Consider the following 13024-nt stretch of genomic DNA (forward strand, 5'->3'; position numbering starts at 1 on the left):
AATCTATTATCTTCACAAATAATCTCGGGGAGGCAATCATCAATTCAAGCCTTGCTTGAGTAATGGAGATCGAATAATCATTGCGGTTATTTATTAACGCTCTAATGTTGTATTAAGCCCTCAAAAATCAACCAACATATCCCAAAAGCGTTGCCTAGTCGCGGGAGAATTGTCTCGGTGTGTGATGTACTGCGCGTGTGATTCCGAAGTCGCTGCAGGGGAAAGTTTGATACTCCACATGGGATCAATCTGGTTTGGTAGCATGGAATAACGGACATCAATAACGCTCAGTTTGTCATTTGGGTGGATAGCTAGATAACCGTTTGAAAAGTGGCGAAAGCGCTCAAGATCTTTAGCCTGTTGTGAATTCTTCTCTAGCCATGGAATATCTCTATTGATGTCAAACTTGGCAATTGATTCGCCGCTATAAACTTTGGTAGAGCTGCCTACCCTAATGGCGTCTACGTGATAGTGTTCGTCTGTTTCATAAATCACTTTCCACACCAGTATATTAGCAAAGCTCGGTTTCACCTCCATTCGGTTTGGAGAATGATTTCGCTCTTGGGCCAAATGCCAGCCCTCATTGAAAGCTCTCTCTTTTTGTATGATTCCAAGCGATAGATAGGTTAACCCCCATAGCAAAGCGATCCTTGCTCCCCATGGCGTTCGCTTTCGGAACGTAACGGCAAGGCAAATCAAAATCGGTAAAGTAAAAATGGGGTCGACTACGGACACCATGTTCCATGCATACCGCTCTTGAGAAAAAGGCCAAAGCAACTGAGTGCCATAGGACGTACAGGCATCAAGCAACGCATGGGTACTAAAGCCAAGTGCGCAATGTAACCAACTTTGACCAAACTTGAGCCCACACCTTCTAGCGAAGAGGCAATGCAAGACCAAAGCACAAAGCAAGCTACCGAAAGGGATAAATAGAAGAGAATGAGTAAACTGTCGATGGTATTCCAGAAACAATAAAGGATCGTTAGAAGAGCGAATGAGGACGTCCAAATCTGGTGACATCCCTGCAAGCATGCCCAAACCACCGGCAACAAGTAAGTGCTTTTTATTGCATACTGACTGAGGCAAAGCAGCCCCAATTAATCCCTGCGTTAACGGATCCATGTTTCTCCAAACCTGTACTCTTTTAAGAATCGAATCATCGGAAATTGTCCGAGTTTCAATTGGATAATGCTTAGTTAACTTGCGGTTTGCTCGCTTTCTGTTGTTCCTTTGTCGCTAAGTCTACTTGTTGGTCAACAAAGTTGAAAAAGTTATCTTTGCTAATAAAAGGGTTATTGGAACTTGCCTCTTTCACTCTATCTCGGTTGGAGAACAGGTTGTTTTTATGAGGGTGATTAGACAAGTTAACCGTTACAACTGGGCTACTCTCGGCGATTTTTTTGATTCTTTTCATGCTCGCGAAGTATTGCTTAGCGAGAGCAGGATTTTGGAAATTGACTCCATGCCCACCGACGACAAAAGCGCGATATTCGCTTCCGCTATCTTTAACTAAGAAATCAATCGACAAGTCACCTTCGGTATGCCCTGGCGTGATGTAAAACGTAAACTTTGTGTCGCCTAACAAAACTTCAGATTTATCTTCAGCAAATTTAAAGACTTTCGGTGGCATGAATTTATTTTCACCTTTACTCTTTTCTGATTGCTTTTTAGTTAGTTCTAAGCCCTTTTCTGTCATGATCACTTTTGAATTGTAGATGGATTGGAGAAACTCTGCCCCACCCACATGATCGGAATGTCCATGCGTTACAATAATATAGCTCACTGCTTTATCACCTAACCCTAACTTCTGTAAGTTTTGGGGAATCCATTTACTGTACGGAAAATCAAGGGTATCAATAATCACTAAGCCAGATGACGTATCTATCGCATAGGAAGAAACCCATTTGTCGCCAATATAATAAACGTTGTCGAACATCTTAAACGGCTCAATATAGCCGTTTTCAGCACTCATCTTAGGTATACCCGTTTGAGAAAGTGTTGATGCTGACATAAACACTGTCATCAAACATAGAACTAAGCGCATTCCTTTCTCCCTAATGCCAATCAATAGCCAAAGTTCCACCGCCTTTACCGTTTTAGAATTAAACTTTGGTGTGTAGTTTTGCAAGCCTACCATACTGGATGTACAGACAGCATGTTATTATATGCATTTAGCTTAATATTCAATTGCTTGGTATGTCGCTTAACTACCACACCCTGCTCATACACCAAATGAAAATTATCGACTCAAGGAATAATGACAAAATGTCATAGAAAGACAGAATTTATAAAAACGTCTAAGAATCATTCACAAGCGATTCTAGCTGAGGTATACCTTACATCAATTCCAATTAAGCAGCTCTACATCTATCCATATTACTGACTGATCACCCTAATAGTTATCTACACCTCATTAAAGTTGATCACAGTTCTAAAAGTTATTGGAATACTGCGATATAGCCGCAGCTAAAGTAAGAAAAATCACACATTTTTCAAGGTACTGATACTGCTATATTACTTTGCTGAAGGTAATTGAGATATCGATACGTCAAAGGCAATTAAACAGGTATGTTCTCATGAAAGTAAAAATCGGGGTTACATTCAGGACTGACAACAGAGGTAAAGCGCATTCTGACTATGATTGTGTCGCTATCAACAGTATCAACTTGTTAAAAAATGACAAGGGAGCCCCCCTTTTTCCTTTTACGGTGGAAGCTGTTACTTTGCCAAAAGGCGTTTCTGGCTCTGAGACTCCAATCCATGATGCTTCATGGACGGATCTCGATGGTATCGATATGCTTTATATTCCAGGCGGGCCTTTTGCAAACGACACCCAAGTGGCCACATCCGAAGAATCATCTACTGACCATTTAAAAGAAAAAGACTTTAATCGAGTGAATCCAAGCCCGACTAAAGCATCTGATATTCGCAAGCACAAAGAACACCAATTCCGCACTCAGTTTGAGCTCAAGATGATTGGTTACGCCAGACAGCGTGGTATTCCTATTCTTGCTGTTTGTGCTGGTTCTTGGCGCTTATTAGAAGCATACGGTGGCAAAGTCAGAACGATGGAACTCAATGAGAGAGCGGTTCACCACAACCCCAAAAACCCTTGGAGTATCTCTCATGCCGTTAAGTTACTTGGCGGCAAAATGCTAACTCAACTCATGCACAAAAAAGGAGTCAGCCCTTCAGATTTAGCGAAAGTAAACTCCACTCATTGGGCTGTAGCCGTAACAAGAGATCACCTATTAGAAAGTCGTGACTCAAGCACAACTGAAGCCAGTCGGCATTTAGAAATCAGCGCTGTATGTCAGGATACGAAAACGGTCGAAGCCTTTGAATCTTTATATGGCACGCCTGCTTTAGGAATCCAGTGGCATCCAGAATCTTATTTACCCACTATGCCCGGTTTACCCGATACGCCAACTGATGAGGCATATCAGACAGCCTTGAAAAGTCAGGCAATATTCTCTTTCATGGTTTGGGCAGCCTATGTCAGGCAAAAAGGCGTTCAGTCAGTCGCCGACGAGGTAAGAAAAGAACATGCCGCCTACCAACACCTAAAAACGGCCAAAGGTCTGTACACGAATAAAGATTTCGATAATGGACGTACGGTGATAAAGCAGGCTGAAATGACACTTAGCCCAGATACGTGGACACCTAGGATGAAAAGGCTTCGCCAAGAGCTGTTAAAACTGGAAGAGTCACCAAACTAAGGTCGAACGCACACCTCTATATAGACTGTGCCAATTGATGATTGGCAACAAGCCCGGGATTTTACTTCGTCTAAAATGTGACTTTATAGAGCGCTTACACTCGGCATTAATAAAGCTAAATTCCAGACAGAAGACCTGTTCCACTCTTTGATTTAAGATGCGGCGACTGCCCCATGCTTTTAATCCAATCTATACGCCCACAAACTGATCGGTTAAATAGTGATTCGAAGCGTCCACTGAATAGTTACTAGTAATTTATTTGGATACACTGGCGCATACGTAAGGAGAACACCCCTAACTCTAATTTTTTCTTTAAAAATTATTTGATTAGCTAGCGAAAGCCCTATCTGTGTATTTTACTTAACAGAGAGCAATCAAGATTCACGGATGAGAAGATGGCTAAAAACAACAACGTCAATACAGATAAAAAAAATACAAAAATAGAGATTGAAAAAAGCAGCGAACTAAAGCCAAAAGAAAGAACAAAAAAGAAGAAGCTCAGGCTGCATTCACACCTGAGGGTTAACATCCCACTCTTCCAGTCTCTCATGATGATCTTACCATCATTAGCTAAGCACGCAGAAGCTACCGAGGGGTCAGGTGATTCTACCCATGACAAAGATGTAACAACGACAAACAGTGTTGCAGATGAAACCATCGTCGATAAACAAGAAAATGCAGCACCCTTAGAAGCCACTCATCAAAGCACTCAAACAAATGAGCGCCAAGAAAACCCCAATACCACTGGAAGTGAGGGCCCTCATGGAGCAAGCACGCATTTAGTTCCTTCCCACCACCTATCGACGCTTTCACACCCGCAAGTTCATTACATCCCTTCGACCTCCATGCCAACCATTTCTGCAGGAGGTAACGGTCAGCCAACTCATTCAAACACGCCCCCTACACCAACTTTACCAGTCACTTTTATTCCAGAGGTGATCAAGGGGACGTACGGAGAGCTTCATGTTGATGTAAACGGCCAATACACGTTCGTATTAAACCCAAACTCACCTCAATACATCTTGCTGAATCAACACCAACAAGGTACTGATCACTTTGCGTTGCATCTTTCTAATGGCGCGAGCATCGTTGTTCAGATACCGGTAACTGGTAAGCAAGACTTACCAAGTATTTCTGGCGATTTAACAGGGGTCGTTACCGAAGATCACAATATCGATTCACAAGGCTTGCTGCATGCGAATGGTAAAATTGACGTCATTGACCCTGACCAAAATGAAAGTTCAGTCACTCCAGAAGTTATTTCAGGTAAATATGGCTCATTAAACATAGAGGCCGATGGACACTGGCAGTATCAAGTAGACAACTCGCTTTCTAACGTTCAAGCATTAACCGGGGCGACTTCACTGCATGAAAGTTTCACGATCCACACTAAAGATGGCACGCCGCAAACCATTGATATGACCATTGGGGGCAACGATGACAATGCGGTTATCACCGGTGTGGACGCGGGCTCGGTCTTAGAGGATCTAACTACTCAAGTACAAGGACAACTTTCAGTAACAGACCCAGACCTTGGAGAAGACCATTTTCAAGCCTCTCAAGTTAATGGCCATCTAGGTACGTTAACCATCGGCAAAGATGGAGCATGGACTTACGACCTCGATAACACCAATCCAACCCTGCAAGCCTTGGGTAAAGGCTCGACGGCGACTGATACGATTACCGTTCATTCGGTAGATGGTACGCCACATCAAATCACAGTCACCATTAACGGCACCAATGACCGCCCTACTATCTCCGGCACCTCAAGTGGCGCAGTGATCGAACAAGGTTTGAATACGGCAGGAAAACCCGATGCGGCAGGGAGTTTAAGCGCAACTGATTTAGACAAGTCTGACACCATTACGTGGGCAATTAACCAACCCCAAGGCCAATGGGGAATGTTGTCGATTGATCAGAATGGACATTGGCACTATCAGCTAGACAATTCGACCGGTGGTGCCGCGGATAAGCTCGCGGCTGGTGAGCATCAGTCTGAATCATTCTGGATCACCGCTACCGATTCAGCTGGAGCAACAGTCCCTCATAAAATCGTTATCGATGTACAAGGTAGCAACGACAAACCGATTGTCAGTGCGTGGACTCAGCTTCCTGCGGGCAAAGAAGATCAACCTGTAACCATAAAAGCTTCTGATTTGCTAACGCATGCAAGCGATGTTGATAGTAGCGATGTTTTGCATGTGACGAATCTGCAAGCCACTCACGGACATCTGGTCGACAACAAAGACGGCACTTATACCTTCACGCCAGACAAAGATTTCAATGGTGAGATTCGACTCACCTATGATGTCGTTGACGGCCATGGTGGTAGCGTCAGCACTCAAGCTAAGTTTGACCTTACCGCAACTCCAGATAACGCGATTATTACAGACGCACAAACCAATGCAGACTTAAGGGGAGTGACTGAAGATCGTAGTTACATAGATACCCACTACCAACTGCATTACGACGGCAAACTAAACATCCAAGACCCTGATGCGGGAGAGGCTCAGTTTGATCCGAATATTGGTCCACAAACCTATCAAGGTATTGGCTACGACACCAAGCTCGGTGGGCACATACTGCTCATGCGCGACGGTCACTACACCTATACGCTCGACAACCGCAACATACAGAACTTAGCGCAAGGTGAAGTGAAACACGACTCAGCTGTTATACGCTCAGCAGATGGTACAACGCATACGATAGAGCTGACGGTTCATGGTACCAACGATGCTCCAACCATCTATGCACAGTCGCACTCTGTGACTGAAGGTGGAAGCGTGCTAAATGGACAAATGGTTGGCCAAGATATTGATACAGGCGCAACCTTGACTTACAGCGCACCTCAGATTGATGGTTTAGTGGTTAATCCGGACGGCAGTTATAGCTTCAACCCCGCTCATTCTAGCTATCAATCGTTAGCATCAGGTGTCACGAAAACGCTTACTGTTCCCGTAACAGTCACAGACGAACATAATGCGAGCAGCACTCAAAACCTCTCAATAACGATTACAGGCGTTAATAACTCTGCCGTTATTGGCGGTGTCGACACGGGTGACGTAACCGAAGGTAATGCTGGACAGAACATGTCCCCAGATTATGCTCAACCGGGCATGGCTCACTTAGTAAGAAGTACCATTAGAGCCAGTGGCAAGCTTTCTATTTCAGACACAGATACAGGAGAGGCAGAGTTTGATACACACGGACTTGGCTTTAATTATTCTGGTCAATATGGCGACCTACTTCTACGAAAAGATGGAACTTGGTTTTATCACGCTGATACGGGGCAGATTCGTAGCACTGGTGGTCTCGCAAGCACCCGAGGAACAACCATAGATCAGCTTGGTGAAAATCAAACTCTAACTGACACGATTACCGTTTTTTCTAAAGATGGTACATCGCACGATATTGTCATTACGATTCACGGTAGCAACGACAGACCTTACTGTGCTTCCGAAGTACAGCTCAATTCGGGTAAAGAAGACCTAGCTCAAACCATTACAGCAACCGAGTTATTGGCAAATACCGTTGACGTAGACGCCAATGATGCAGGCAAGCTCACTATTGCTAATTTGCATGCTGATCATGGTTCAATTCAAGACAACCACGATGGTACCTACACTTTCACGCCAACCAAAGACTATAACGGCCAAGTTCATTTCACTTATGATGTGCAAGACGCACATGGAGGTACTACCCACACTGGCGCAAGTACCACCCTCGTAGCGACCCCAGATAAAGCCATTATCTCTGAAGTGACCACCGGAAGGGTTATTGAGGATGGACCACATGCAATGCACAACAACGGCACAACAACTGAACTAGCCAACGGCCAACTTCAAGTCATCGACCCAGACAATGGCGAAGATAAGTTCCAATACAGTCAATTTGGTGAGACTCAAATTCACGACCCGTTTGGTGGCATGCTTCGAATTGATAGTGCGGGTAATTGGGGATATAGCGTCGACAACGCGGCGCTTCAACATCTAGCGCAAGGGCAAGTTGAAACGGTTACCTATCGAGTACACAGCTTCGATGGTACTGCCTACGACTTAAATATTGATATCGTCGGAACTAACGACGCACCGACAGTCACAAAGGTAGTTCTCAGCAACGGCACGGAAGATATAAACTATCAAATGCAGGCGAGTCAGTTCGGATTCACCGACGTCGATACAGGCGATACGCTGCATTCCATCGCGATCACTGACCTGCCACCAGCGGCTCAAGGTAAGTTTGTACTCGATGGACACGATATCACCGCAGGTCAGCGTATTGCCGCGTCCGATATTGCTAAGCTTCAGTTTGTCCCTTCCCCAAACTTTAACGGTGATGTTCAATTCAAATTCACGGTTAATGATGGACATGTCGATTCACAAGAAGCAACCAACACTCTGCATATTGACGCGGTTAGCGATGCAGCACAGTTCAATGGCCGCGACACTGGAGATGTTCATGAAGGACATACCTATACAGCGCCAGACGGTTCTATGTCTGGCGGCTACGTCGATGATCGTTCACCAGATCACATGCATGGAAACATCGGTAAAATATGGAACGATGAAATACACACTGATGGTCACTTGAACATCATTGATCCAGACTCCGGTGAAAGCCATGCTCAAACAGGTACTTACCAAGGTACATGCGGGCATGTGATACTCCAGAGTAACGGAGATTGGAGCTATTACGCTTCGATCGGCCAAGATGCAACGGGTAGAAAAATTGATCATCTCGGTCAAGGTGAGTCAATAACGGATACCGTCACCGTCAAATCGGCTGATGGTACCACTCACGACATTCATATCACCATTCATGGCGACAATGACCGCCCGTACTGCTCTTCAGAAGCTCAGCTCAACAGCGGAAAAGAAGATCTCGCGCAAACCATAACTACAACCGAACTATTAGCCAATACTGTAGACGTTGATGCCAACGATGCAGGTAAGCTCACTATCGCTAATTTGCATGCGGATCACGGTACTATCGTCGACAACCAAGACGGCACATATAACTTCACACCAAATAAGAACTACAACGGCCAAGTTCACTTCACCTATGACGTCAAAGATGCTCATGGTGGGGTTACTCATACTGGCGCGTCTATCACGCTGTTACCGAGTAATGATGCCGCCACATTGCAATCAACACTCGCCTCCAACTTTGTAACTGAAGAGCACCTAAAATCAGGGACGAGCACCAATGAATTATGGTCAGGTTGGAAAAACCTTGATATTCAGGATATTGACTCGCCATCCGAAGCGAAAGTTACTCAAATAGAGGTCAATGGTGTTAAGCACACGGTACCAGCAAACTTCGCGATGAACCTTGCAGGTGTCCACGGTACTTTCAACTTCACTCATTCAACCGATGGCCACGATAAATGGAGCTACAGTGCGGACAATAGTCATACTGAAGTTCAATCACTGAGTCATGGCGAATCATTGACTGATACGATCACTCTAATCACCGCGGATGGAACACGAATCCCGCTGACAGCCAAAATCTTAGGCACCGATGATCATGTAATTATTGATACACCTGACGCACTAACGGCCGCATTGGGAACGGCTGTAGAGGACAAGGTTACCTCTATTTCAGGCACCCTACTCGCGCACGATTCCGACAGTAAAGATTCCGTCACCTTTACTGCAGGTAACTCTGTTGGTTCTTACGGCACTCTTCATGTGGATAGTGATGGACAATGGCATTATGACTTAGACCACTCAAAGGCCAATGTTCTGCAGCAAGGTGAAACCAAAGCAGAGGGCTTTGATATCACAGCAACATCTACTGACGGCTCAACTACCACCAAACATATTGAAGTGTTAGTGCAAGGCAGCAGTGATACGGCAACAATATCTGTTATGTCGAATCCCGATGTACATGAGGACAGCTCTTCAACGCCTGTCGAAATGATATCAGGTAAGCTAAGTGCCCTCGATCCTGACCACGACCAATCAGCATTCTCAACGGATGTGGGTAAACGTCATGATCCATTTAACAGTGGCGTTCACGGTGGTCTTCATATATCCAAAGATGGCTCTTGGACGTATACCGTTAACAACAGCCAAATTCAGCAATTAGCTGCAGGGCAAGAGGAGCATGTCCAATACAACGTGCATACTGTTGGTGGTGATTATCATATTATTGATATTAAGATCATAGGAACTAACGATATACCAACCGTATCGGCAACTACTCTTGCCCATGGCACGGAAGATACACACTATCAGATGCAGGCGAGTCAGTTCGGTTTCAATGATGTAGACACTGGCGATACGCTTCATTCAATCGCAATCACCGACCTGCCACCAGCGGCTCAAGGTAAGTTTGTTCTCGATGGACACGATATCACTGCTGGTCAAAGTATCGCGACTGCCGATATCGCGAAGCTTCAGTTCCTCCCTGCCACCGACTTTAGCGGCGATGTTCAGTTTAAATTTACCGTGAGTGACGGACATGCTAGCTCTGCAGAAGCAACGAACACATTACATATCGAAGCGATTGGAGATGCTGCTACTATCACTGGTATTGACTCTGGTTCTGTAACAGAAGATTCGCACTTAAAAACATCTGGAAGCCTCACAGTTACAGACCCAGATAGTGGAGAAACTCATTTTACAGCGACATCAGGTTCAACCCAACTTGGCACCTATACCATAGATGCGTCTGGCCATTGGACGTATTCGCTTGATCCTCGTATTCAATCTCTACATCAAGGAGAAACCACACCCGATGTGTTTACTGTGCATAGTGCTGACGGTACAGCGCATGTGATAAAAGTGACGATCACTGGAACCCAGGATGTCCCAGTAATTACTGGGCAAAGTACAGGCACTGTTTACGAAGACTCTCAAACGACTGTTTCTGGAACTCTTAATGCTGATGATAAAGACTATGGACAGAGTGGTTTTTGGGCACAAAGTCATATCGCGAGTGCACATAATTTTGGCGATCTCTCAATTGACCAAAATGGCTACTGGACATTCCACCTTGATTCTACAAATCCAGCAGTAAATGCACTAGGAGAGCATGATACGCTTCAAGAGACGGTGACAGTAAACACTATTGATGGTACGTCAAAAGTAATTCAGATAACCATTCACGGCACCAACGACGCACCGATTCTCGGCGTTAGCCAAACCTCATCGACTACGGGCACATTAACAGAAACAGATGTTGACGTGAGCGATACTCATACATTCTCTGTTGTCCATGCAACGGGGCAATTCGGTTCGCTATCGGTCGACCCAGATTCGGGCGCGTATGTATACACAACCAATGGTTCGGTAGCTGGAATGAGTTATAACACGGCGACACACACATACCACGGCAGCGACGTGTTTGAAGTAAAAGTGAGTGACGGCCATACTGAAGATTCGAAATTCATCACTTTTGATGCCAACGGTCATGTTTCAGTTGTGCCAGGACAATCACCGACCATTTCAACCTCTGTGCCTTCCAATCCACTGGTAACGACCACACAACCAAGTTTACCAACTGGGACAAACACTCCGCCAAATAATGCAGTCACCGTCGATTTAGCAGCGTCTAGTGATACTGGTACTTCCGATACCGATAACCTCACGCAAGACAGTACACCAACCATCACCGGACACACAGATATTCCCTTCTCGAAAGTCACGATTTACGATGGTTCAACACCTGTTGGACACGCGGTGTCTGATGCGTCTGGCCAATATAGTGTTTCGACAAGCAGTTTATCAGACGGCGATCATAACCTATCTGCCAAAGCACTAGCCCCTTCCTCAGTGTTACCGGTTACATCTTCGCTTCTTTCTGTTCATATAGATACACAAGTACACATCGGTATTCACACAGACGCAATCACTACCGATAATGTAATTAATGCTCAAGAATCAAACGGATCTATTGATATCACGGGATCAGTGTCAGGCGATTTTCATGCCGGCGACATCGTTGCATTAAATGTAAATGGGGTGAAGCATACTGGCGCAGTAGATACTAAAGGACATTATTCCATTGCCATACCTGGCAGTGAACTCACTGCCGATGCAGACCAAAAAATTGAAGCATCAATAACGGTAACAGATACCGCTGGGAATAGCGCTCAAGCCACTACGGACGTAGTTTACCACGTCGATACACTGGTGAACCTACCGACAATTACCTTTGAAACCCCTGGACCTGATGGACTCTATAGTAAGGCAGAAATTGCCCAAGGGCACCCAAATACAGTCACAGCAACGATTGCACCTCCTAGTGATGCCAAAATCGGTGAGCACATGGTTGTCAATGGACAAGACCACGTGCTCGATGCTCACATATTACAACACGGATTACAAATCGAAGTACTTCCAGGTGAACATGTACAAGCAACCATGACTGACGAACACGGCAATACGGCTGGTAGCCAAGGTGTGGCAGCGAGCGCTATACCAGAGCCAATCATTGTCAGACCGCCGTCAGGAAGCCACCACGTATCCGGTACACTTGGTGTACCGCCACTATTGCCTTCTTTGACTCCGGTACCAACAACACAGAACGGTTGGCGAATCCATTTACCTAACGGGCAGTATGTAACAAGCCATCATGGGCAATATGGAACATTAACCATTGACCCTCAAACTGGTGACTTACACTACCAAGAACAAGCTCAAGTGCACACAGGCCCTCATGGCAGCGCTTCAGGTATCGGTCAGCATGAAGATCGATTTGAAATAGCCCTGCAAGGGACAAATCAAGATGAAGTCGTCGCCCATGTTAACATTCAGATACTCAGCCATGGCCCGGGAAATAGCGGCAAACTTACGGTTGGGACAGAGGTTGTTGATATGACGATATCTCCTATTGTCCATGCATCTCACCCGGCTCCGCCTCCACCACCGCCAGTTCAGCATGACGAGCCAGAGATCGCCTCTCACGAGGACTTCACGTTTACTGTAAGTGAAGACACTTCTCTAGATTTATCTCAGCATGCTAATCAGGAGCCAGACCAGAAAACTGATCACCATGGTGCTGCGGCTTATTTGGATGCCCTAGGTATTCAGCCAAATGCATCGCCCAGCACCACGCACGATCAGCCTGCTGACATGGACATAGTGCTTGCACAAGTTGACCAACAACATGCTGCAGATTACGATCAAACGCATTTAGATATGTCGGATGCACTTGAACACCATGATGCCGCCAATAACCACAACCAAGATGATGAGCACCATCATCACAACGACGTAGATGGACTACCAGACATAGATCCAAATAACTAATGGTTGGTGACTAATCATTAATAAAGTAAGTAAAAATCCACCTGCATA

4 protein-coding genes are annotated in these 13024 nt (G+C 45.3%); 2 read left to right on the top strand and 2 right to left on the bottom strand.

Features of this window, described 5'->3' with window-relative positions:
• Positions 1 to 120 precede the first annotated feature (120 nt).
• Complete coding sequence (locus tag IX95_RS19400; RefSeq protein WP_038163289.1) at positions 121 to 1122, bottom strand: metal-dependent hydrolase; 1002 nt, start codon at positions 1120 to 1122, stop codon at positions 121 to 123.
• A gap of 70 nt (positions 1123 to 1192) precedes the next feature.
• Positions 1193 to 2044 (bottom strand): MBL fold metallo-hydrolase, encoded by an 852-nt coding sequence (locus IX95_RS19405; RefSeq protein WP_038163291.1) that lies wholly within the window; start codon positions 2042 to 2044, stop codon positions 1193 to 1195.
• Positions 2045 to 2576: 532 nt separating this feature from the next.
• Between IX95_RS19405 and IX95_RS19410 the strand changes: the two genes are divergently transcribed.
• Both IX95_RS19410 and IX95_RS19415 read left to right on the top strand, forming a co-directional pair.
• Positions 2577 to 3719: a gamma-glutamyl-gamma-aminobutyrate hydrolase family protein gene (locus IX95_RS19410; protein WP_038163294.1), complete on the top strand. Its 1143-nt coding sequence runs from the start codon at positions 2577 to 2579 to the stop codon at positions 3717 to 3719.
• Positions 3720 to 4114: 395 nt separating this feature from the next.
• Positions 4115 to 12976 carry a VCBS domain-containing protein gene (locus IX95_RS19415; protein WP_038163297.1) on the top strand — a complete coding sequence of 2954 codons (8862 nt, stop codon included), beginning with the start codon at positions 4115 to 4117 and terminating at the stop codon, positions 12974 to 12976.
• The last annotated feature ends 48 nt before the right edge of the window (positions 12977 to 13024 follow it).

It is taken from the genome of Vibrio sp. B183 (assembly GCF_000740665.1).
In the GTDB taxonomy this organism is placed as follows: Bacteria; Pseudomonadota; Gammaproteobacteria; order Enterobacterales; family Vibrionaceae; genus Vibrio; species Vibrio coralliilyticus.